Origin of the sequence: Kocuria tytonicola (assembly GCF_003687175.1) — a bacterium.
Classification (GTDB): Bacteria; Actinomycetota; Actinomycetes; order Actinomycetales; family Micrococcaceae; genus Kocuria; species Kocuria tytonicola.
In genome coordinates this window covers 1267335-1290087 of sequence record NZ_RDEX01000001.1, presented here as the reverse complement: position 1 = coordinate 1290087, position 22753 = coordinate 1267335, and the positions used below count along the sequence as shown (strand labels likewise).

Sequence of the window (22753 nt, the reverse complement as noted above, 5' to 3'; positions counted from 1 at the left end):
CCGATAGGCTGACCCGGTGCGTTTAGTGATTGCAGACTGTTCGGTCCGGTACGAGGGGCGCCTCAACGCCCACCTCCCCCTGGCACGCCGCCTCATCATGCTCAAGGCGGACGGCTCCGTGCTGATCCACTCGGACGGCGGCTCCTACAAGCCCCTGAACTGGATGAGCCCGCCGGCCACCATGCACGTGCGCACCCCCTCCGGGGAGGAGTCCGCGGACGGTGTGAGCGAGGTGTGGGAGGTCCAGGCGGGCAAGTCCGACGACCGTCTGGTGATCCACATCATGACCGTGCACAGTCAGCTCCACCACGACCTCGGCAGCGATCCGGGCCTCGTCAAGGACGGCGTGGAGGCCGATCTGCAACGGCTGCTCGCCGAGCAGATCACTCTGCTGGGAGAGGGCTTCTCCCTGGTGCGGCGGGAGTACCCCACCACCATCGGTCCCGTGGACATCCTCGCGCGGGACGCGGACGGCGCCACGGTGGCCGTGGAGCTCAAGCGGCGCGGCGACATCGACGGGGTGGAGCAGCTCACGCGCTACCTCGAGCTGCTCAACCGCGATCCTCTCCTGCGTCCCGTGCGGGGTGTGTTCGCCGCGCAGCAGATCAAGCCCCAGGCCCGCACCCTCGCCCGCGACCGGGGCATCGAGTGCCTGAGCCTGGACTACGACGAGATGCGCGGCAACGTGGACACCCAGTCCCGGTTGTTCTGAAACACGCAGTCCCCCGCGGGCTGCCGGGCCATGCCGCACCCCGAGGACGGCCCGGGCGGCATGGGCGACACCGGTGATAAGCCGTCTGATGACTGTTGACCGGTGCGCGTCATTGTGTGATGCTTATGGTGTTCTCGCATCATGTTTGACATGCTCGCAGGAATGGTAGCGAGCGTGAAGTTCTGACTGGCGCTGTGGCACAACACTTCGTGAGCCGCATCCACAGCCTTCTCGCGGTACCGGTTCAGGTGCACATCCATGTGCACGCACTACATACTCCAGAAGGAGATGCCCCACTATGGCTCAGGGCACCGTTAAGTGGTTCAACGCAGAAAAGGGCTTCGGCTTCATCACGCCGGACGACGCTGATGGCGACGTCTTCGTGCACTACAGCGAAATCCAGTCGGGCGGCTTCCGCACCCTCGAAGAGAACCAGCGCGTCGAGTTCGAGATCGGTCAGGGCCAGAAGGGCCCCCAGGCCACCGGCGTGACCGTCCTCTGACAGTCCCCCTCGGACGAAAGCCCCCGTCACCTCGTGAGGTGACGGGGGCTTCCTGCTGCTCGGCCGTCCACGGAGCCCGGCACGTCTCTGCCCTCTCGGGACCCGATTCCGTCCGCGCCAGGGCACCCCGCAGCGGCACGCCACACCTCCCCGGGGCACCACGGCACGAGACACGAAGAATCCAGGAACCCCCGGACCTCGGAGGTGGATCAGGCCTGGCTGCCCGCCATGCGGCGCTGCACGCGCACGCCCGCCCCGGCGAGGTGCTCCACGAAGTGCTCATAGCCCCGGTCGATGTGCCCGATGCCGGACACCTCCGTGATGCCCTCGGCCGCCATGCCCGCAATCACCAGCGCCGCGCCCGCGCGGATGTCCATGGCCTCCACGGGTGCTCCGGAGAGCTCGCGCGCCGGCACACCGTCCACGCGCGCGTGGTGGCCGTCCAGGTGCACCCGGGCCCCCAGCCGCTCGAGCTCAGCGGTGAAGCCCCACCGCGCCTCGAAGACGTTCTCCGTGACGATTCCCGAGCCCTCGGCCACCGCGTTGAGCGCCACCACGAACGGCTGCAGGTCCGTGGGAAATCCCGGGTACGGCAGAGTGGACACGTTGATGGCGCGGGGCCGTGGCGGACCCTGCACCACGAAACGCCCCCCGGAGGTGTCGATCTCGCACCCGGACGCCCGCAGCTTGTCCAGGACCACGCCCATGTGCTCCGGCTGCGCGCCCTCGATCTCCACGCGCCCCCCGGTGACGCCGGCGGCAAAGGCCCAGGTGCCGGCCACGATGCGGTCCGGGACGGTGCGGTGGGTCACCGGATGCAGCCGCGGCACCCCCGTGATCGTGAGGGTGGTGGACCCCAGCCCCTCGATCTGCGCACCCATGGCGCGCAGCATCTCGCCGATATCCACGATCTCGGGCTCCCGCGCCACGTTCTCCAGCACGGTGACCCCGCTGGCCGTGGTCGCGGCGGTCATGAGGTTCTCCGTGGCCCCCACCGACGGGTATCCCAGGCGGTAGGTGGCGCCCGTGAGACCGCCCACGGCCTCCGCACGCAGGAAACCCCGCTCGATGCCGAGCTGCGCACCCATGGCCTCGAGACCCGCGCGGTGCATGTCCAGTCCGCGGGTGCCGATGGCGTCTCCCCCGGGCAGCGCCACCTCCGCCCGGTGGCAGCGGGCCATGAGGGGGCCCAGGACGGAGATCGAGGCGCGCATGGCCCGCACGAGGTCGTAGTCGGCCTGGTGCCCGAGGACCTCGGGCACGTCGATGGCCACCTCGTGCTCCGCGGCCCGGTAGGTCACGTCGCACCCGAGCCGACGCAGCAGCTCGGCCATGACCGTCACGTCGTGGATCTCCGGAACGTTCGTGATCGTCGAACGTCCGGGAGCCAGCAGCGCGGCGGCCATGAGCTTGAGCACGCTGTTCTTGGCGCCGAACACCGGCAGGCGCCCGTTGACGGCCGTGGGCCCGTGCACTTCGATCTTCTCTTCCACGATTCCTCCTCCTGCGCGGGCAGGCCCGTGACGGACGGCCCGCGGCCCGTGTGCCAGACGTACGGGCGGAACGGATGGTGCCCGAACGCCGTCGACCCCCGCGCCCGTTCAGGGCACGAGGGTCGACGGTGACCGGTGCGGATGCGAGTCAGGCGCTCGGTGCCTGCTCGTCCAGGGAGACGCTGTCCGCGACCACGGTGACGCGGTTGTCGTTCACGGAGACCAGACCGGCGTCGATCGTGCCCCGCAGACGGTCACCGTCCACGCGGTCGATCGCGAACTCCCCGGGCTTGAGCAGCCCCGCCATGGACTCGTGCCCGGCCATGATGCCGATGTCGCCCTCGGTGGTGCGCACGCGCACGAGACGCGCGGCACCGGCCCAGATCTTGCGATCCAGGGCGACGATTTCCACGATGAGCTCGGCCATGGCTTACTTCTCGCCCGTCTCGGCCTTGATCTCGTCCCAGCGGCGCATGACGTCGTCCAGACCGCCCACATTGTAGAACGCCTGCTCCGGCACGTTGTCCAGCTCGCCGTCGCAGATCTTGCCGAAGGCCTCGATGGTCTCCTCCAGGGGAACCGTGGAGCCCTCCACACCGGTGAACTGCTTGGCGGTGTAGGTGTTCTGGGACAGGAACTGCTCGATGCGGCGGGCGCGGGACACCACGACCTTCTGCTCCTCGGAGAGCTCCTCCACACCCAGGATCGCGATGATGTCCTGCAGCTCCTTGTTCTCCTGCAGGATCGACTTCACACGCGTGGCCACGTCGTAGTGCGTCTGGCCCACGTACTGCGGGTCCAGGATGCGGGACGTGGAGGACAGCGGGTCGATGGCGGGGTACAGGCCGCGGGACGCGATCTCACGCGAGAGCTCCGTGGTGGCGTCCAGGTGCGCGAACGTGGTGGCCGGGGCCGGGTCCGTGTAGTCGTCGGCGGGCACGTAGATGGCCTGCATGGACGTGATGGAGTGGCCGCGGGTGGAGGTGATGCGCTCCTGCAGCACGCCCATCTCGTCCGCCAGGGTGGGCTGGTAGCCCACGGCGGAGGGGATGCGGCCCAGCAGCGTGGACACCTCGGAACCGGCCTGGGTGAACCGGAAGATGTTGTCGATGAACAGCAGCACGTCCTGGTTCTGCACGTCGCGGAAGTACTCCGCCATGGTCAGACCGGTGAGGGCCACGCGCAGCCGCGTTCCGGGCGGCTCGTCCATCTGGCCGAACACGAGGGCGGTGTCCTTGAGAACGCCCGCCTCCTCCATCTCGACCCACAGGTCGTTGCCCTCACGGGTGCGCTCGCCCACCCCGGCGAAAACCGAGGTGCCGCCGAAGTTGCGGGCCACACGGGTGATCATCTCCTGGATCAGCACGGTCTTGCCCACGCCCGCGCCGCCGAAGAGCCCGATCTTGCCGCCCTTGATGTAAGGGGTCAGCAGGTCGATGGACTTGATGCCTGTTTCCATCATCTCGGTGCTGCCCTCGAGCTCCGCGAAGGACGGTGCCTTGCGGTGGATGGGCCAGCGCTCCTGGATGTCCAGCTCGTCGGTGGGCATGTCCAGGGCATCGCCCAGGACGTTGAAGATGTGGCCCTTGACCACGTCGCCCACGGGCACGGAGATGGGAGCTCCGGTGTCCTGCACCGGGGTCCCGCGCACCAGACCGTCGGTCTGCTGCAGCGAGATGGCACGCACGACGTTGCTGCCGAGGTGCTGAGCGGTCTCGAACGTGATGCGGCGGGGCTTGCCGTTGAAGTCGTAGTCCGCGGTCAGAGCGTTGTACAGGTTCGGAACCTGGTTCTCGGGGAACTCGACGTCGACCACGGGTCCGATCACTCGGGCAACGCGGCCCACGCCCGCGCCCGAGACCGGCTGGGCGGCCTGGTCGTTGATAGTGGCAGTCATTTCTCTCACTTCGTTTCGGCTGGCAATGGGGAGCGCGGGCCTAGAGGGCCTCGGCGCCACTGACGATTTCGGTCAACTCGGTGGTGATCTCGGCCTGACGGGCGTTGTTCATCAGACGCGTGTACTTCTTGATGAGCTCCGTGGCGTTGTCACCGGCGGCCTTCATGGCCCGCTGGCGGGAGGCCAGCTCGCTCGACGCCGCGTGGCACAGCGCCGAGTAGACCCGGGCCCGCACGTACCTGGGCAGGATCTCGTTGAAGACCTCTTCGGGGCTCGGTTCGAACTCGAAGTTGCTGCTGGTCTCCTGCAGGTCCTCGTGGTGCTCCGCCATGTCGTCTCCGAGGGCGTTCGCATCCGCGACCTCCACCGGCAGCAGGCGCAGCACGCGCGGCTCCTGGCTCACCATGGAGTTGAACTGCGTGTAGACGAGCAGGACCTCATCCACGCCGTTGTCCTCGTACGGGGCGTCGATGTCGTGCATCAGACGTCCCGTGAGCTCCTTGGCGCGCTCGGTGCTGGCACTGTCCGTGTCGCCCGTCCAGAAGTCGTCGTAGTCGCGGTGCCGGAAGTCGAAGTACGCCTTGGCCTTGCGGCCCACCAGGTAGATGCGAACTTCCTTGCCCTGGGAACGCAGCAGCTCCAGCAGCTCCTCCGTGCGCTTGAGCACGTTGGAGGAGTAGGACCCGGCGAGACCGCGGTCGGACGTGAAGACCATGACGGCGGAGCGCCGCACCTCGTCCGGGACCGTGGTCAGGGGATGGGAGATGCTGTGCTGCGTGGCAAGCTGGGAGGCCGCGCGGGTGAGCGCGTTGGCGTACGGGTACGCACCCTCGAGACGCTGACGGGACTTGTTGATGCGCGAGGTCGCGATCATCTCCATCGCCTTGAAGATCTTCTTCATCGACGAGGTGGACGCGATCTTCTGTCGGTAGACCCGAATCTGCGCTCCCATGAAATTTCCTTTCGGCACCGCAGTGGTGCGCCGGGTCCCGGCGCACCACCTCGACGGCTACTTCTTGACGATCGTTTCCTGGTTCACAGCGGTCGCGCCCATGGGCTCGTGCGTCTCGGCACCGGCCTCGATGCCGTGCTTCGACCCGTGGAAGTCGCGCTTGACCTCGGCCACGGCTGTCTTGAGCGCGTCCACGGCGTCGCCCTCGAGCTTGCCCGTGGAGTTGATCGAGTCCATGACGTTCGTGGTCCGGCGCACCTGGTCCAGCAGCGCACGCTCGAAGTCCGCCACGTTCGCCACCTCGACGTCGTCGAGCTGGCCGGTGGTGCCGGCCCAGATGGAGACCACCTGGTCCGCCACGGGGTACGGCGTGTACTGGGGCTGCTTGAGCAGCTCCATGAGACGCTCACCGCGGGTCAGCTGCTGGCGCGAGGCCGCATCCAGGTCCGAGGCGAACATCGCGAACGCCTGCATGGAGCGGTAGGACGCCAGGTCCAGCTTCAGCGTGCCGGAGACCTTCTTCATGGCCTTGACCTGCGCGGCACCGCCCACGCGGGACACCGAGATGCCCACGTCCACGGCGGGGCGCTGGTTGGCATTGAAGAGGTCCGACTGCAGGAAGATCTGACCGTCGGTGATGGAGATGACGTTGGTGGGGATGAACGCCGAGACGTCGTTCGCCTTCGTCTCGATGATCGGCAGACCCGTCATGGAACCGGCACCCAGCTCGTCCGAGAGCTTGGCGCAGCGCTCGAGCAGACGGGAGTGCAGGTAGAACACGTCACCGGGGTACGCCTCGCGTCCCGGCGGGCGGCGCAGCAGCAGGGACACGGCGCGGTACGCCTCGGCCTGCTTGGAGAGGTCGTCGAACACGATCAGGACGTGCTTGCCGCCGTACATCCAGTGCTGGCCGATGGCCGAGCCGGCGTAGGGGGCCAGGTACTTCAGGCCCGCGGACTCGGAGGCCGGGGCCGCCACGATCGTGGTGTAGTCCAGGGCACCGTTGTCCTCCAGGGTCTGGCGGACGGCCGCGATGGTGGACGCCTTCTGACCGATGGCCACGTAGATGCAGCGCACCTGCTTGTCCACGTCACCGGACTCCCAGTTGGAGCGCTGGTTCAGGATCGCGTCCACGGCGATGGCCGTCTTGCCCGTCTGGCGGTCGCCGATGATCAGCTGACGCTGGCCACGGCCGATCGGGATCATGGCGTCGATGGCCTTGATGCCGGTCTGCAGCGGCTCGTGCACGGACTTGCGCATGGTCACGCCCGGAGCCTGCAGCTCCAGCTCGCGGCGTCCCTCGGTGGCGATGGGGCCGAGGTCGTCCAGGGGCTCGCCCAGCGGATCCACCACGCGGCCCAGGTAGCCCTCGCCCACGGGGACCGAGAGCACCTCACCGGTGCGGTGGACCTCCTGGCCCTCCTCGATGCCCTGGAACTCGCCCAGCACCACGACACCGATGTCGCGGGTGTCGAGGTTCAGGGCCAGGCCCAGAACCCCGTTCTCGAACTTGAGCAACTCGTTGGCCATGACGGAGGGCAGACCCTCCACATGGGCGATGCCGTCCGCCGCGGACGACACGCGTCCTACTTCTACTCGTTCCACGTTGCCGGGATCGTAGGACGCCGCGAAATCGTTCAGCGCGCTACGGACTTCATCGGCATTGATGGTCACATCGGCCATCTGCTGTCCCTGCTCTCTACGTCGTGTGATCATCGCGTGAGCAATGACCATGCTTGTTCTTGTCGCGATGCGTTGCCCCATCGCCGTGCAGCCGCTCGAGCGGCCCGTGGAGGCAACGCGACGAGATGCCGGCACCGACCGACTCCCCGCGATCCTCGCTCCACGAGAGGATCAGGCCCCGATCCGCTGTTGCAGCTGGTTCAGCCGGTGCGTGACCGAGCCGTCGATGATCTCCTCGCCCACCTGCACGCGCAGTCCGCCCACGAGGGCCGGGTTGACCTCCGTGGTCAGCTTCAGGTCCCGGCCGTACAGCCGGTTGAGACCGTCGCGCAGCCTGGCGAGCTGATCCTCGCCGAGCGGACGCGCCGTCTCCACCCGCGCGATCCAGCGCTGCTGCCGGTCCGCGACCCACTGGGCGAACCGCTCCAGCAGCCGACCGGGCAACGCACCGCGCGGTTCGCTGACCGCACGCTCGACCAGCAGTGCGGACTCCTCGGACCCGGGGGTCATGAGGCGCCGCGCCAGCGTGATCTTGGCCTCGGCGCCCGCACGGGGGTCCGAGAAGGCCCGCTGCACCTCGGCGGAGCGGTCCAGCATGGACCTGAAGCGGATGAGCTCGTCCACGAGCGACTCGAGGGCGTGTCCTCCGCCCCGGTTCTCGGCCGCCGCCGCGGTGAGCATCACCGCGAGGTGCTCCATCTCGTCCCCCAGCTGGCGCTCGGTGGCGCTGCGCTGGGAGGCGAGGGCGGCGGCGATCTCCACGGCCACCGCGTCAGCGCGGCCGTCGAACAGCGTGTGCACCAGGCGGGCTCGGTCGTCAGCGGCTCGGGAGGGATCCGTGAGCGCACGGCGCAGGGCACCGTTGCCGTCCACGATGTCCAGGATCTCGAACAGCTGTCGAGAGGTCCCGGTGCTCGCGGACTGTGCCCAGCGGTCCACGTCCACGGTGAGCGGACGGAAGGGTTCGTTCGATGCTTCTGCCATTACCGTGCAGCTCCCGTGCGACCTTGCTCGGCGTCCAGGTCCGCGAGGAACCGGTCGACCACGCGGTTGGCGCGGGCGTCGTCGTCGAGGGACTCCCCGACGATCTTGGACGCGAGCTGGGTGGCCAGGGTCCCGACCTCGTCGCGCAGGGACACCACGGCCGCCGCACGCTCGGCCTCGATGGCCTTGTGGGCGTTCTCGGTGATCCGGGCCGACTCCATGTTGGCGCGGTCCTTGAAGTCCGCGAGGATCTTCTCGCCCTCGGAACGGGCTTCCTCACGGATCTTCTGGGCCTCGAGCCGGGCGCTTTCGAGCTGCTGGTTGTACTCGTCGCGAGCCGCCTTGGCCTCGGCCTGCGCGGCCCTGGCCTTGGCAAGTCCACCCTCGATGGCGTTCGCGCGGTCCGCGAAGACCTTCTCGAACGCCGGGACGATGAACTTGATCGCGATGAAGAGCAGAATCACGAACCCGATGCCGGTGATCAGCATTTCCCAGACGTCGGGGATCAGGGGGTTCTGCGACCCCTCAGCTGCCAACACCATTGCGTTCATGAGCGCGATTCCTGTTCTCTAGTTAGGGCTTGTCCGATGGGCCTTGCCCTACTTGATGAACGCGAGAACCAGGCCCAGGATGGCGAGGGCCTCGACCACGGCGAAGCCCATGAACAGCATGGGCTGCAGGACACGCTGGGATTCGGGCTGGCGGGCCACGGACTGCATGTACGCAGCGAAGATGAGACCCACACCGATGCCACCGCCGATGGCAGCGAGACCGTAGCCGATGACGCTAAGCGAACCTTCCATTGTGGATATTTCCTTTCTGGGTGCCCGCGGGTGCGGGCCGTGGTGCCGTTACGGGAATCGTAAGCGGGCGATGGTCAGTCTGAGCGGCCCGAGGGCGACGCTCCTTCGTGGGGCTAGTGCCCCTCCTGCAGTGCGCCCTGAACGTACACGGCGAACAGCAGGGTGAAGATGTAGGCCTGGAGGACCTGGATGAGGACCTCCAGGAAGTAGATGAAGAGTCCCAGGACGATGCCGAACACGGATCCCCCGACGCCCAGGACGCCGCCCACCTCGGTGGCGAGGAACGCCGTGAGAGCGGCCGCGACCATGATGGCCATGTGGCCGGCGAACATGGTGGCGAACACACGCAGCGCGTGGGTGACGGGGCGGATGATCAGGTTCGAGAGGAACTCGAGGGGGATCAGGATCACGTAGAGGATCTTGGGGACGTTCGGGGGCATGGTCATCTTGACCATGAACTGCCCGAGGCCGTGGCGCCTGATGCCCACCGCAACCCACACGACGTACGCGATGGCGGCCAGGATGTAGGCCGAGCCCGGGTGCGAGAACGTGGGCAGCTGCAGGACCGGGATGGACCCGAAGAGGTTGTTCACCAGCAGGAAGAAGAAGAAGGTGAACAGCAGGGGCACGAACGGGCGGAAGTCCTTCTCGCCGATGATGTCGCGGCCCAGGTGGTTGCGGACGAAGCCGTAGCCCATCTCGCCCAGGAACTGGCCCTTGGAGGGCACCATGGCCCGGCGGCGGATCACGAACATGAAGAACCCGGCGATCAGCACCACGGAGAGGAGGATCAGCAGGGTCTGCTTACCGAAGGCGAAGGAACCCACCTCGAACAACGGGGGAAGATGCATGTCTTCCGTGGAAGGGGCCACGAATTCGGCCGGAATCCTCAGGGCGGGGTTCAATACGGGTCCTTTCTGCGGTATCCAGACCGGTCACACTGGGCGGTGGCCCAGATCAGACGACATCCTTGTCTCCGACGGGGTCTGCGGGGGTGTGGCTGCGGTTCAGTGCGTCCCTCATGTGCAGGTAGCCGAGGTACACCCCGGCGGACGCTCCGAACACAGCTCCCGCGATCACTATCCACCGTGTTCCCAGCAGGTGATCCAGGAGCCAGCCTATCAAACTCCAAAACGCCGCACCGACCACGACATACAGCAGCACGGCGAGTCCTCCGGCCAGTCCTCCCCGTTCCACGAGCTCCCCGGCGGTGTGGAGGGTGTCCTGGCGGGCGGCGTCGCGGTACTTCTCCCCCAGACGCCTCGGGCCGCGTGCGGCTCCGCGGTCGGCGGGGTCCTGGGACGGGGTCATGCGCTCTCCTCCGGGCGGGGGTGGGGCGGCTGCTCCTGGTCACGCACACCCGAGAGCTCGGCATGTCCTGGCGGTGCGGGACGCAGGCGGGCCTGCCGGTTCGAGACCCGCCGGGCGAGGACCGCGGACACCGCGGTGGCGGCCACCAGCGCCACGAGGGCGCCGGTGACGAAGGCTCCCGGCACGAGCCAGTCCGGCGGGCCGGGCACCAGCAGGAGCCATCCCAGCGCCAGCACCTTGAGAAGGTACAGCGCCGCGAGCGCCGGCGCCGTGGCCGCGGGCGCGCCGCGGAACATCTGGGCGGAGACGAGCGCGGTGGCCGCGGAGCTGAGCGCCACGAGGCCCACACCGAACAGGGCCGAGCGGACGGGATCTCCGCACTCCACGAGGTAGGCCACCCCCGTCATGGCCGCGCCCGCGAGCAGCGCGGCAGCGGCCGTGGAGCGCACTCCCCTGCCGTATCCCCCGGCCGGTCCCGTGTCCGCCCCGGGGGCGGGCGCGGCGTCAACCGCCCCCGGGGCCGACGCCGCGTGGGGAAGCCCGTGGGCGGCGTCGTCGTCCGGCGGCACGACCGCGTTCCCCGGGAGGGGCCCGGCAACCGGGCGGGCCGCGTGGTCCCCCCGTCTCACGAGGCCGTGCCCCGGGAGCGGCCGGTGAGCCGTGCGAGCAGCACGGGCAGGATCAGGTACACCACGACCACGAGCACCACGGCGAGGCCCGCGAGGGCGGAGCCGGTGCCGTTGGCGCGCAGTCCGTAGAGCGAGATCACACTGACGAGGACCGTGGCGGCGGTGACCAGCAGTGCGGACTGCACGTGGGACAGGCCCACGTCCGTGAGGCGCTGGTAGGCGTGCTGGCGGTGCGGCTTGTACCAGACCTCGCCGCGGCGGATGCGCAGCACCAGGGTCACGGCGGTGTCCGCGAGGTAGATGAGCAGCGGGGGCAGCAGGTACTCCACGTACACGCCCGAGAGGAAGGCGCCGATCGCGGTGGCGGCGATCGACCCGCCCAGGACGTAGGAGCCGACGTCGCCCAGGAAGACCGTGCCGTGGCCCAGGTTCCACGGCAGGAACCCGAGGAACGCACCGGCGAGCGCGAGACCGGCGCACACGAGCCAGGGCATGTCGTTCACGCCACCGGCCCACGCGTAGAGCAGGCCCACGGCTCCCCCGTGGAGACCCGAGATGCCGTTGATGCCGTCCATGAAGTTGGCGATGTTGATGTACGCGACCGTGGCGGCGACCCCCACGGGCCACCACCACGCGGGGATTCCCAGTGCGACGACCAGTGCCGCGGTGCCGAGTGCCCCGATGAGCGCCTGCACCGCGAGCCGCACGCCGATCGAGATGCCGCGGTAGTCCTCGGCCCACCCCAGGCCGGCACTGCCCGCCATCATGGCGAGCACCACGAGCGCGATCGAGCGGTCCACGGGGATCAGGCCCAGCAGCAGGGCCGCGGCATAGGTCGCCAGCAGGGACAGCGCGACCGCGAGACCCATGCCGCGCAGCACGGGACGGGAGTGGGAGGAGCGCTCCGTGGGGATGTCCACGACTCCCCACCGCGTGAGCCACGGCCGGACCGCGAACGGGAGAACGGCCGAGAGGACGAACGCGAGCAGCAGGGTCCAGGGGGCCAGGTGCAGCAGCGTGGACAGCGCCTCGCCGTCCGTCCGGCTCGCGGGGCCGTGGACGAGTGCGGGGCCGGAGACCACCGCCGAGGACAGTGCCTGCACCGCGCTCACGAGTCCCTCCCCGGGGTGGTCGGCACGGAGCCGTTCGAGTCCCGGGCGCCGGTGCCCGGTGCGTCCGAGCCCTGGGCGCACGAAGCCTGGACACCCGTGGTCGGGGCACCCGTGGTCCGTGCGCCCGTGGTCGTGCTGCCGCTGTGCTGGGCGCGGTGGGAGGAGGCGCTTCCGCACTCCGCTGCGCGGGGGGTGGAGAAGTCCGTGATCTTCGGCTGGGTGCTCGCCGCCACCGTGGGGATGGAGCCGGTGAACAGCATTCCGCCGCGGACCTTCCACACGTGCCGGTCCAGGTTCGCGGGGTCCAGCCGTTCCGCCCTGGCGTGGGAGATCTTCGGGTGGAACGGCCGCTCGTCGGTCTCTCCCGCGCCGATGAGGTCCTCGTGCAGCTTCTCGCCGTGGCGCAGCCCCGTGATCTCGATGCGGATGTCCTCCCGCCCGGACATCGAGCGCAGCCGCTGGGCGATGTCCATGATCCGCACGGGCTGGCCCATGTCCAGGATGAGCACCTCTCCCCCGCGGGCGATGGCCCCGGCCTGGATCACGAGCTGGCACGCCTCCGGGATGGTCATGAAGTACCGGGTGGCCTCCGGGTGCGTGACCGTGATGGGCCCGCCCTGCCGGATCTGCTCCGCGAACAGCGGGAGCATGGACCCGCGCGAGCCGAAGACGTTGCCGAAGCGCACCGACGCGTAGCGCTTGCCCGTGCGGTCCCCCGTCCATGCGGTGAGCTTCTCCGCCACGCGCTTGGAGTGGCCCAGCGCCGTGGTGGGGTTCGCGGCCTTGTCCGTGGAGATGTTCACGAAGACGTCCACGTCCACTGCGGCGGCGGCGCTGAGCACGTTGAGCGAGCCCATCACATTGGTCTTCCACGCCTCGTCCGGGTACTGCTCCAGCAGGGACACGTGCTTCAGCGCGGCGGCGTGGAACACCACCTGCGGGCGGCGCTGCTCGAACACCGTGGTGACGGACTCCGCGTCCCGGATGTCGCACAGCACGGTGTCGTTGCCGTCCAGCAGGCCGCGGCCCGTGATGGAGATCTGGGTGGTCTGCAGCCCGGTCTCGTCCCGGTCCACCATGATCAGCTCGGCGGGCTCGAAGCCCACGAGCTGGCGGCACAGCTCCGAGCCGATGGAGCCGCCGGCGCCGGTGACCAGCACCCGCTTGCCCGTGACGTACCCCGCGATCGCCTCCACGTGGATGTCCACGGGACGCCGGCCGATGAGGTCCTCCATGGAGATGTCCCGCAGGTCCATGCTCTGGTGGGCGCCGGTCAGCATCTCGCTGAGCGGCGGCACCGTCATCACACGGGTCCCCGTGCCCTCCACGGCGTCAGAGACGCGGCGCATCGTGCGGGGGTCCGGGTCAGAGATGGCGACGATGAGCACCCCGGCACGCGTGTGCTCCAGGACGGAGGCGGCGTCGTGCAGGGTGCCCATCACCTGGACGGAGGAGATCCGCAGGTGCTTCTTCGCGGGGTCGTCGTCCAGCAGGGCCACCGGGAGGAACCCGGAGGCCGGGTCCTGCATCATGCGGTGCACCAGGAACGTGCCCAGCGCCCCCGCACCGAAGACCACCACGTGCTGCGCCTGGTCACCGGGCTTGGCCGTGGACTCCTGGTACATGCGCTTGAGGTAGCGGAACGCCGCCATGAGCAGGCACGCGAACGGGAACGCGATGAACCCCAGCGAGCGCGGTATCCGCAGGGAGACGCCGAGGACGAGCAGCACGCCCTCGAGCAGCAGGGTGACGATGACCGTGACGACCACCAGCAGCTTGGCCTCGTCGAAGCTGCCGAACGAGTAGCGCCCCTTGTAGAGGGCGAACGAGAAGCCCACGAGCAGCTGCAGCACCACCGCCACGAGGCACGCGAGCACCACCCCGCCCACCGAGACGAGCTCGATGTGCAGCTCGAAGCGCAGCAGCACGGCCACCCACAGCGCCACGATCCAGGCGACGGAGTCCAGGATCATCTGGATCCACAGCCACGCGACCGGCTTGTCCGCTCGGGGTGTGGGGGTGACGGGGTTGACCATGGGTGGGAAGTCCTTTCGGGGTGCGCGGATCAGCCGTTGCGGCGGCCCACCATGAGCCGGTACGCCGTCTCGCGCACCCGCAGGGGCACGAACCGGTAGCCACCGCGCACCATGACGTTCGTGACCCATTGTAGGAACCCCACGTGGCCCAGCTCCCGCAACCGGGCCTGCAGGCCGAGCTCGGCGCGCAGCACGCGGTAGCCGCCGCGGCGCTCGTACGAGCCTGCGGAGATCCGGTAGCCCACGAGCGGCTCGGCGACGTTGCGGACGTCCGCGCCGGCGTGCAGCAGCCGGGCCCACAGCCAGTAGTCCTCGGCCATGGGCACGTCCTCGTAGCCGCCCACGGCGTCCACCGCGCTGCGGCGCAGCACCACGGTGGGGTGGGACAGCGGGTTGCGGCGGCGGCTCACCGCGGCGATCCGCTCGGCGCCCACAGGGGCTGAGCGCAGGGCCACGGGGCTCGTCTCGTCGTCGCCGATCTCGTGCATGGAGGCCCCGACGACGTCCGCACCGTCCTCGACGACCGGCAGCTGCGTCTCGAAGCGCCGGGGGTAGGCGACGTCGTCCGCGTCCGCCCGCGCCACGACGTCGTGCTCGCACTCGGGCAGCGCCAGCCGCAGCGCGTGCGCCAGACCGCGGTTCCCGGGCAGTTCGAGCAGGCGCACGGGCACCGGGGACTCCGAGGCGAGCCGGTCCAGCTCCGCCTGCACGGGCGCCGGCACGGGGCCGTCACGGACGATCAGCACCTCGGCCGGCGGCCGGGTCTGCTCCACCGTGTTGGACTCCACCGCGCGCCGGATCCGCTCGGGCGTGTCCGCACGGTAGACGGGCATCAGCACCGAGAACGGCACCGGGAAGGACCGGGGGTCCAGCGGCTCAGCGAGGCCCACCGAAACCCCGCCCGCGCATGCCGTCCGTGTAGAGCCGCGCCCAGCGGAGAAGCCCCGCGATGTCCCGGTTCTTGAGGTAGTGCGCGGGATAGCCGATCGCGTCCGCGCCCAGCTGGACCACGCGCTTGTAGTGCCAGGAGACGTAGCCGCGGTTGCGGAAGAAGTGGCGCTGCTTGAAGTCCCCCGGGGGGATGAGCACCTGCAGCCTGCCGGGGACGACCACGTGCTCCTCCTCCCACCCCGGGGGGTGGGACACGGCCGTGGTGGTCACGGTGCCGAAGGGCAGCCCGCTCCTGCGCAGCCGCACCAGGAAGTCCACCTCGTCCCCGCGCAGGAACAGCTTGAGGTCCGGCAGGCCCACGGTGAAGAACACGGACTCGTCCACGAGTGCACCGTTGAAGAAGTTGGCGTAGGAGTCCAGGAACCCCAGGAGCACGAGGTCGGCACGGCGGTGGGTGATCCCGCCCTCGAGCCGGAACGGGAAGGCCAGCAGCTCGTGGTCCTGGGGGGCCACGATCAGGGGGGACACCACCGCGAGCCCCCGCTGCTCGGCGGCGGCGCGGAGCACCCGCAGGCAGTCCGGGTCCTCGGGGTGGGCGTCGTCGTCCATGAGCCACACCTGCTTCGCCCCGGTGGACAGCGCCGTGAGGATGGCCAGCGCGAAACCGCCCGCGCCGCCCAGGTTGGCCACCGAGCGGCGGTAGTGCAGCTCGAAGGCGCCGCCGATTCGCTCGCGCAGCCGCTCCTCGTCCAGCGGGGCGCGCCCCGCGTCCACGAGGCTCAGACTGGCGACCGGATCCGTCTGGGAGCGCAGGGCGTCGATCAGGGTGTCCACGTCCCCGGGACGGTCCTGCGTGACGCAGGCAACTCCCACAGCGGCCCCGGAGCGGTCGGTGGCCCTCGAACTGGTTTCCGTCATGACGCTCCCGAGACGACTGGTGATGTGCCGGTGATGGTTGCCGCCGCGCCGCAACGGTCCCGGGGGACCGCTCGGCCGGTGAACTCCCGGAGTCTATCAACGACCCCTCGGGGGACACTGGGAGGGGACACCGGGCACCCGTGCACCGGTCACGGGCCGCCGGACCACCCCGGCCCCGGGCCGGGGCGCTACCGTACGATGGAGCCACCACCACGGGAGGAGACACACAGTGACGGTTCACAGCTGGCGCGTTCTCGGCGCCACGGGTTTCATCGGTTCCGCCATCACCACGGCCCTGCAGTCCCGGGACATCCCGGTCACCCCGGTGGCCTCGCCCCGGCTGGCCTCGCAGGCCACCACCGTCCACCACCTCGTGGAGCACGCCGAGCGGCTGGAGTCCGTGATCGACTACCTCGCGGAGTCCTTTGCCGGAGCCCACACCGTGGTCAACGCCGCCGGGCTCGCCGCCCCGGACCAGACCCACCAGCAGTCCCTCACCGGGGCCAACGCCCTGCTGCCCGTGCTCGTGGCCCTGGCCGCGCACCGCACGGGCGTGCGCCGGGTCATCCACATGAGCTCCGCGTCCGTGCAGGCGGACGCTCCCGTGCTGGACGAGTCCATCCGCACCGAGCCGTTCTCCCCGTACTCCTTCTCCAAGGCCCTGGGCGAGTCGGCCCTCTACCGCCTGCACTCCGACTGGCGCACCGAGGACAGCGCCCCCGAGATCGCGGTCATCCGCGCCACCTCGGTGATGGGCAGCGAGCGGCGCACCACGCGGATGCTCGCGCGCTTCGCGTCCTCGCCCCTGAGCTCGGTGGCCGGCGACGGTTCCTCCCCCACCCCGGTGACGTCCGTGACGGCGCTGGCCCAGTTCACCGTGGCCGTGGGCGAGTTCCCCCGCCCCCTGCCGCCCGTGATCCTGCAGCCGTGGGAGGGCGCCACCACGGCCTCCGTCCTGCGCGACGCGGGGCGCCGCGAACCGCTGTCCCTTCCCGCGTGGTTCTGCCGCGCGGCGCTCGCCTCCGCGCGCTTCGCGTCGAGCGTGGCAGGACACCGCTGGGCGGGGCTGATCCGACGCCTCGAGGTCACCTGGTTCGGTCAGCGCCAGGTCCCGGGCTGGGCCCACGAGAACGGCATCCTGCCCGAGCCCCACGTCCAGGAGGTGCTCCGCCAGGCGCACCTCGCGCTCGGTCGCTGAGCGTCCCCACCCAGAACGACGACGACGGGCCCACCCCGGGTCCCGCAGCGCTCCACGCGTTGCGCCCGGGAGTGGGCCCGTTCTCGTCCGACCGTCCCGTGGCCGCACCGCCGGGCCGCGCGCTGGCGTCCCTGGGGGTCGGCGCGGCACGGCACGAGGGGCGGTGCCTCAGCCGCGGTCCGCGGGGGTGTCCCCGCCGACGAGGCGCCGGGCGTCCGCCATGCTCAGGGCGCTCGTGCCCTCCCAGCGGGGTTCGGCGTGCCGGGAACGGTCGCGCGCCTGGTCCACGTCCCCCGCGGGGGGCGCGGAGGCGTCGCGGACCATCGAGGCGATGACCTCGTCGTCGGACACCGCGTCCCCCGGCGTGGACGGGGCCGCGGTCCCGGCCCGATCCACCGCGGAAACCTGGTCCGCAGCGGGGTCCGGCTCCGGTGCGGGGTCCGGCTCCGGTGCCGGCGCGGCGTCGTCCGCACCGCCGTGCACCGTGGGGACCACCTCCCGCAGCCGGTGCAGGGAGATGGCGCCGTGGCGCAGCACCACCGGGGTCTCCCCCGTGCAGTCCACGATCGTGGAGGCGGCGTCCCGCACGTCGTCGGGCAGGGCCGTGGTCGGCCGGGCGCCGTCGTCCAGGTAGAGGCCCACCCGATCCTGCAGCATCTCCCGGGCGGCGTGGGCCGTGCGCGCGGCGGGCAGGCCCGTGCGGTTGGCGGAGGAGACCGCCATGGGGCCCACGCGTTCGAGGACGGCGCGGGTCACGGCGTCGTCCGGGGCGCGCAGGGCCACGGTGCCGTGGGTCTCCCCGAGGTCCCACCCGAGCGAGGGCTGCGCCCAGCACACGAGGGTGAGCGCTCCAGGCCAGAAGGCGTCCGCGAGGGCGCGGGCGTCGTCGGAGACCTGGTCCGCGAGACCGGCCATGACCTCGGGACGGGAGATCAGCACGGGGGGTGGCATCTCCCGCGTGCGGCCCTTGGCGGCCAGGAGCCCCTGGACGCCGGGGGCCGAGAAGGCGTCGCAGCCGATCCCGTACACGGTGTCCGTGGGCAGCACGATGCACTCGCCGTCCGCCACGACCCGCGCGGCCTCGGCCACGGCGGTCTCCAGTTCCTGTTCGGTGCCGCAGGACACGATGTCGCTCACGGGTCTCTCCTCTGCTCGTCTCGTCTGTCGTCGTGGTGCGCCGGCCCGGTTCAGGGCCCGTCGGTGGCGCACCAGCAGTCGTAGGACCGCCCGGTCCGGTGGCCGCGCGCCCGCAGCACTGCCTCTCCCGACCCGACCCGCGGGGAGGCGGGTGGGTCGCGGCCCGCGGGCTCAGGTGCGGGTCCCGGCCAGCACGGCCGTGGTGGCGCGTGGCCGGCCGGTGAGGTCGTGGTGCAGCTCGACGTCCCGGAAACCCCGCTCCGCCAGCGCGTGCGCCACCAGATGGACCTGGGACTCCGCGTGCTCCATGATGAACGATCCACCCGGGCGCAGCACGCGCAGCGCCGTGTCCATGGCGGCGCACGGCAGGCGCATCCCCGCACCGTCCCCGCCGTACAGGGCAGTGGGCGGATCGTAGTCGCGCACCTCGGGATCCTCGGGGATCTCGCGGTCCGGAACGTACGGCGGATTGGTCACGACCACGCGGAAACGGCCTGCCGCCTCCGGGGTCACGTCCCGGTAGTCGCACTCCAGCAGCCGTACGGCGGTGCCCGCCAGGTTGCGCCGGGTCCACTCCAGAGCGGCGGGTTCGCGTTCCACGGCCGTGACCCGGCACGCGGGGTCCTCGGTGGCCACGGCCAGCGCGATCGCACCGCTCCCCGTCCCCAGGTCGATCACGGCGGGGTGCAGCTCCCCCGCTTCGCGCCACGCGTGGGCGTGGTCCAGGGCGAGCTGCACGAGCAGCTCCGTCTCCGGCCGCGGCACGAAGACACCCGGGCCCACCGCGAGGTCGAGCTGGCGGAACGGCGCCGTGCCGGTGATGTGCTGCAACGGCTCACGCCCGGCCCGCCGCCGCACGAGGTCCCGGTACCCGGTGGGCTCCGGTGCGCCCAGGATGGCCCGGGCCTCGGTGTCCCCGCGGGAGAGGCCCAGCACGTGGGCGGCGAGCAGGGCGGCGTCGGCGTCCGGGGAGCCCACACCCGCGCGGGCCAGCTCGGCGCGGCCCCACGCGAGGGCCTGGGCGAGCGTGTCCGGCACGGGATCAGCTCTTCCGGCCCGCGGACCCCTGCGCCGCGGAGTCCTGGCCCAGCTGCTCCAGCCGGTGCCGCTCGTCGAGCTCCACCGCGGAGGCGATGACCGGTTCCAGCGCGCCGTCCAGCACGTGGTCCAGGTTGTAGGCCTTGTAGCCCGTGCGGTGGTCCGCGATCCGGTTCTCCGGGAAGTTGTACGTGCGGATCCGCTCGGAACGGTCCACGGTGCGCACCTGGGACTTGCGGGCCGCGGCGTTCTCGGCGTCGATCTGCTCCTGCTGGTGCGCGAGCAGCCGGGCGCGCAGCACGCGCATCGCGGCCTCACGGTTCTGCAGCTGCGACTTCTCGTTCTGCATGGAGACGACGATGCCCGTGGGCACGTGGGTGATGCGCACCGCCGAGTCCGTGGTGTTCACGGACTGGCCCCCGGGGCCCGAGGAGCGGTAGACGTCGATCTTGAGGTCGTTCTGGCTGATGTCGATCTCGTCCGGCTCGTCCACCTCGGGGAACACGAGGACACCCGCAGCTGAGGTGTGCACCCGGCCCTGGGACTCGGTCACGGGCACGCGCTGGACGCGGTGCACCCCGCCCTCGTACTTGAACCGGGCCCACGCACCCTCGGACGGATCCGTGGAGCTGCCCTTGACCGCGAGCTGGACGTCCTTGTAGCCGCCCAGCTCGGTGGGGGTCGAGGAGAGGATCTCGGTCTTGAGCCCGGACTGCTCGGCGAAGCGCATGTACATGCGCAGCAGGTCTCCCGCGAACAGCGCGGACTCGTCCCCGCCCTCCCCGGCCTTGACCTCGAGGATCACGTTGCGGCCGTCGTCCGGGTCACGCGGCACGAGCTTGCGGCGCAGGGCCTCCCGGGCCGTGCCGAGCTCCTCCTCGAGGGGCGCGACCTCGGCCGCGAGCTCGGGGTCCATGCTCCCGAGCTCGCGCGCCGCCTCGAGGTCCTCGGAGAGCCGCTCCACCCGGCGGTGCGCCTCCACGATGCCGTTGAGTTCCGAGTAGCGCCGCCCCAGCTTCCGGGCCCGCCCCGCGTCCGCGTGCACGGCGGGGTCCGCCAGTTCGCGCTGCAGCTGGGCGTGCTCGTCCAGCAGCGGCTGAACGGGATCGGACATGGGATGCTCTCCTTCTCGACGGGTGGACGTGCTGCGGCGCCGGGCGGCGCCCGCGAGCCGCTAGTGGCCGGCCAGCGTGGTCTTCTGGACCTGCAGCAGGAACTCCGCGTTGGACTGCGTGTCCCGCAGCTTGCTCGTGAGCAGCTCCAGGGCCTGCTGCTGCTCCAGACCGGAGAGCACGCGGCGCAGGCGCCACATGATCTTGATCTCCTCGGAGGACAGCAGGTTCTCCTCGCGTCGGGTGCCCGAGGAGTTGACGTCCACGGCGGGGAAGATCCGACGGTCCGCGAGCTGGCGGGAGAGCCGCAGCTCCATGTTGCCGGTGCCCTTGAACTCCTCGAAGATGACCTCGTCCATCTTGGAGCCGGTCTCCACGAGCGCGGTGGCCAGGATGGTGAGCGAGCCGCCGTTCTCGATGTTGCGCGCGGCACCGAAGAACTTCTTGGGCGGGTACAGGGCGGCGGAGTCCACACCACCGGAGAGGATGCGACCGGAGGCGGGGGCCGAGAGGTTGTACGCGCGGCCCAGGCGGGTCATGGAGTCCAGCAGGACCACCACGTCCATGCCCATCTCCACGAGACGCTTGGCGCGCTCGATCGCGAGCTCGGCCACCGTGGTGTGGTCGTCCGCGGGGCGGTCGAAGGTGGAGGCGATGACCTCACCCTTGACCGTGCGCTGCATGTCCGTGACCTCTTCGGGTCGCTCGTCCACGAGCACCATCATGAGGTGCACCTCGGGGTTGTTCGTGGTGATCGCGTTGGCGATCGACTGCAGCATGAGCGTCTTGCCGGCCTTGGGCGGGGAGACGATCAGGCCGCGCTGGCCCTTGCCGATGGGAGCCACGAGGTCCACCACGCGCGGGCCGATCTTCTTGGGATCGGTCTCCAGGCGCAGGCGCTCCTGGGGGTACAGCGGCACGAGCTTGCTGAACTCCACCCGCTCCTTGTTCTCCTCCGGCTTGCGGCCGTTGACCGTGGTCAGCTGGACCAGGGCGGAGAACTTCTGGCGGGAGCTGTTGTGCTGCTCCCCCTCGCGGGGGGCGCGGATGGCGCCGACCACGGCGTCGCCCTTGCGCAGGTTGTTCTTCTTGACCTGCGAAAGGCTCACGTAGACGTCCGAAGGGCCCGGCAGGTAGCCGGAGGTGCGCACGAACGCGTAGTTGTCGAGCACGTCCAGGATGCCGGCCACGGGCAGCAGGACGTCGTCCTCGGTGATCTCCACGTCGTCCACGTCCGGACCGTTGTTGCGGTTGCGGCGGTTGCGCCGCTCGTTGCGGTCGTTGCGGTCCCCGCGCTCGCCACGGTCGTTGCGGTCGTTCCGGTTGCGGTTGCGGCGGTTGCGGCGTGAACCGCTCTCGCCGTCGTTGCCGCGGTCGTTGCGGTTGCGGCGCTCGTTGCGGTTCTGGCCCTCCTGGCCGTTGTCGCCACCGTCCCTCCCGTCGCGGGAGTCCTTGGATCCGGCGTTGTCCTTCTGCTGGTTCCGGCCGCGGCCGCCCTCGGACTTCTCGTCGCGCCTGCTGTCCCGCTGGTTCTCCCCGGACCGGCCGTTCTGCGCGTTCTGGCCCGAGCCGTCCTGCTCCTGCTGGGAGGACTTCTCGCCGCGGTTGTTGCGGCCACGCTGGTTGCGCCCGCCACGCCCGGAGCCGTCCTTGGGCTCCTCCGCGGAGTCGGAGCCGCTCTGCTGGGAGTTGCCGGAGGCGGTGTCCGTGTCGGACTCGTTCTGCGCCTTGTCCTCGGAGGACTGCTCGTTGCGTCGCTCACCGCTGCCGGACGCGGTGGCCCGGCGAGAGCGGCGCGAGCCGCTCTGGCGCTTGGCGCCCTGCTCACCGGACTCGTTCTCGCCCGAGGTGTCGCCGGAGCGGTCCTCGGATCCCTGGGCGGCGTCGTCGCCGGAGTGCTCCGCGCCGGAGGGGGTGTGGCGCTGGGAGGCTTTGCGAGCGGTCTGCTCGATCTTCTCCTCCACGGCCTTGTCGCGCTCGGCGACCGCGCCGCCGCGCTGGTGCGCCTCGATGGCCTCGACCAGCAGCGACTTGCGCATGCGGCGCGCGCCCGTGATGCCCAGCTGCCCGGCGAGCGCCTGCAGCTGCGCGAGCTTGAGGCCGGAGAGGCCGGTGCTCTGGGCGGTGGAGTTGTCCGTTCCCTGTTCGGGGGCGGTGGATTCTGTCACGAAGGTTCCTTCTGACTCGGATGGGGGCTGCGGCATTCAGATCGCCAGCAACCCGACGATGTGGGTGTGGGCCGCCTCGGCGGGCCACGGGTGATACGCGCGAGGAGCACGCGTGATCGGCAATGAAGTCCCCCGGATCCCCCGCGGGACCGGAGCGCCGCATCACAGAGGTGGCTG

Annotated in this window: 22 protein-coding genes; 3 read left to right on the top strand and 19 right to left on the bottom strand. The window is 70.4% G+C overall.

The features are described from left to right. Positions 1–16: 16 nt before the first annotated feature. Together nucS and EAE32_RS05840 are read left to right on the top strand one after the other, a co-directional pair. Positions 17–712, top strand: coding sequence for an endonuclease NucS (gene nucS / locus EAE32_RS05845; RefSeq protein WP_121846179.1), 696 nt, complete (start codon positions 17–19; stop codon positions 710–712). Positions 713–1010: 298 nt separating this feature from the next. Beyond that, entirely contained in the window at positions 1011–1214 is a 204-nt protein-coding gene (locus EAE32_RS05840) for a cold-shock protein (protein WP_110919707.1), read from the top strand. A 209-nt stretch (positions 1215–1423) separates the two neighbouring features. On the opposite strand, the gene murA is transcribed toward EAE32_RS05840, so the two are convergent. The 15 genes from murA to EAE32_RS05765 all read right to left on the bottom strand — a co-directional run bounded on the left by murA (position 1424) and on the right by EAE32_RS05765 (position 15923). After that, positions 1424–2707, bottom strand: a complete 1284-nt coding sequence (gene murA, locus EAE32_RS05835; protein ID WP_121864439.1) for a UDP-N-acetylglucosamine 1-carboxyvinyltransferase — start codon at positions 2705–2707, stop codon at positions 1424–1426. A gap of 148 nt (positions 2708–2855) precedes the next feature. Next, on the bottom strand, positions 2856–3134 hold the full coding sequence (locus EAE32_RS05830; protein WP_121846181.1) for a F0F1 ATP synthase subunit epsilon: 279 nt from the start codon (positions 3132–3134) through the stop codon (positions 2856–2858). Between the two features lie 3 nt (positions 3135–3137). Continuing rightward, positions 3138–4604, bottom strand: a complete 1467-nt coding sequence (atpD, locus tag EAE32_RS05825; protein WP_121846182.1) for a F0F1 ATP synthase subunit beta — start codon at positions 4602–4604, stop codon at positions 3138–3140. A 40-nt stretch (positions 4605–4644) separates the two neighbouring features. Then, positions 4645–5556: a F0F1 ATP synthase subunit gamma gene (locus EAE32_RS05820; protein ID WP_121864438.1), complete on the bottom strand. Its 912-nt coding sequence runs from the start codon at positions 5554–5556 to the stop codon at positions 4645–4647. 57 nt (positions 5557–5613) lie between these two features. Then, positions 5614–7272: a F0F1 ATP synthase subunit alpha gene (atpA, locus tag EAE32_RS05815; RefSeq protein WP_424321736.1), complete on the bottom strand. Its 1659-nt coding sequence runs from the start codon at positions 7270–7272 to the stop codon at positions 5614–5616. 138 nt (positions 7273–7410) lie between these two features. Then, entirely contained in the window at positions 7411–8223 is an 813-nt protein-coding gene (locus tag EAE32_RS05810) for a F0F1 ATP synthase subunit delta (protein ID WP_121846185.1), read from the bottom strand. Next, complete coding sequence (locus EAE32_RS05805; RefSeq protein WP_121846186.1) at positions 8223–8774, bottom strand: F0F1 ATP synthase subunit B; 552 nt, start codon at positions 8772–8774, stop codon at positions 8223–8225. The genes EAE32_RS05810 and EAE32_RS05805 overlap by 1 nt, the downstream gene beginning before the upstream one ends. Positions 8775–8822: 48 nt before the next feature. Then, positions 8823–9026 carry an ATP synthase F0 subunit C gene (gene atpE, locus EAE32_RS05800; RefSeq protein ID WP_012398047.1) on the bottom strand — a complete coding sequence of 68 codons (204 nt, stop codon included), beginning with the start codon at positions 9024–9026 and terminating at the stop codon, positions 8823–8825. A gap of 113 nt (positions 9027–9139) precedes the next feature. Further along, complete coding sequence (gene atpB / locus EAE32_RS05795) at positions 9140–9931, bottom strand: F0F1 ATP synthase subunit A (RefSeq protein WP_121846187.1); 792 nt, start codon at positions 9929–9931, stop codon at positions 9140–9142. A gap of 52 nt (positions 9932–9983) precedes the next feature. Further along, entirely contained in the window at positions 9984–10337 is a 354-nt protein-coding gene (locus EAE32_RS05790) for an AtpZ/AtpI family protein (protein WP_240625146.1), read from the bottom strand. Next, the gene (locus EAE32_RS05785) at positions 10334–10906 is read right to left on the bottom strand and encodes a hypothetical protein (RefSeq protein ID WP_121846188.1); all 573 of its coding nucleotides are present in this window, start codon (positions 10904–10906) and stop codon (positions 10334–10336) included. Before EAE32_RS05785 ends, EAE32_RS05790 begins: the two co-directional genes overlap by 4 nt. Before the next feature lie 56 nt (positions 10907–10962). Then, a complete protein-coding gene (locus EAE32_RS05780) occupies positions 10963–12078 on the bottom strand; it encodes an MraY family glycosyltransferase (RefSeq protein ID WP_243635599.1) in 1116 nt (371 codons plus the stop codon). Next, a complete protein-coding gene (locus EAE32_RS05775) occupies positions 12075–14114 on the bottom strand; it encodes a polysaccharide biosynthesis protein (protein WP_243635598.1) in 2040 nt (679 codons plus the stop codon). The genes EAE32_RS05780 and EAE32_RS05775 overlap by 4 nt, the downstream gene beginning before the upstream one ends. Positions 14115–14143: 29 nt before the next feature. Then, positions 14144–15004 carry a glycosyltransferase gene (locus EAE32_RS05770; protein WP_121845759.1) on the bottom strand — a complete coding sequence of 287 codons (861 nt, stop codon included), beginning with the start codon at positions 15002–15004 and terminating at the stop codon, positions 14144–14146. Beyond that, positions 14991–15923 carry a glycosyltransferase family protein gene (locus tag EAE32_RS05765; protein WP_121864437.1) on the bottom strand — a complete coding sequence of 311 codons (933 nt, stop codon included), beginning with the start codon at positions 15921–15923 and terminating at the stop codon, positions 14991–14993. Before EAE32_RS05765 ends, EAE32_RS05770 begins: the two co-directional genes overlap by 14 nt. Before the next feature lie 229 nt (positions 15924–16152). Here EAE32_RS05765 and EAE32_RS05760 point away from each other — a divergent pair, with 229 nt between their 5' ends. Then, on the top strand, positions 16153–17121 hold the full coding sequence (locus EAE32_RS05760; RefSeq protein WP_121864436.1) for an NAD-dependent epimerase/dehydratase family protein: 969 nt from the start codon (positions 16153–16155) through the stop codon (positions 17119–17121). Positions 17122–17289: 168 nt separating this feature from the next. On the opposite strand, the gene EAE32_RS12150 is transcribed toward EAE32_RS05760, so the two are convergent. The 4 genes from EAE32_RS12150 to rho form a co-directional block, all read right to left on the bottom strand. Beyond that, the gene (locus tag EAE32_RS12150; RefSeq protein WP_121864435.1) at positions 17290–18258 is read right to left on the bottom strand and encodes an L-threonylcarbamoyladenylate synthase; all 969 of its coding nucleotides are present in this window, start codon (positions 18256–18258) and stop codon (positions 17290–17292) included. A gap of 171 nt (positions 18259–18429) precedes the next feature. After that, positions 18430–19296, bottom strand: a complete 867-nt coding sequence (gene prmC, locus EAE32_RS05750) for a peptide chain release factor N(5)-glutamine methyltransferase (RefSeq protein WP_121864434.1) — start codon at positions 19294–19296, stop codon at positions 18430–18432. Positions 19297–19300: 4 nt separating this feature from the next. Further along, on the bottom strand, positions 19301–20410 hold the full coding sequence (gene prfA / locus EAE32_RS05745) for a peptide chain release factor 1 (protein WP_121845754.1): 1110 nt from the start codon (positions 20408–20410) through the stop codon (positions 19301–19303). A 60-nt stretch (positions 20411–20470) separates the two neighbouring features. After that, complete coding sequence (rho, locus tag EAE32_RS05740; protein ID WP_121864433.1) at positions 20471–22576, bottom strand: transcription termination factor Rho; 2106 nt, start codon at positions 22574–22576, stop codon at positions 20471–20473. Between the last annotated feature and the right edge of the window lie 177 nt (positions 22577–22753).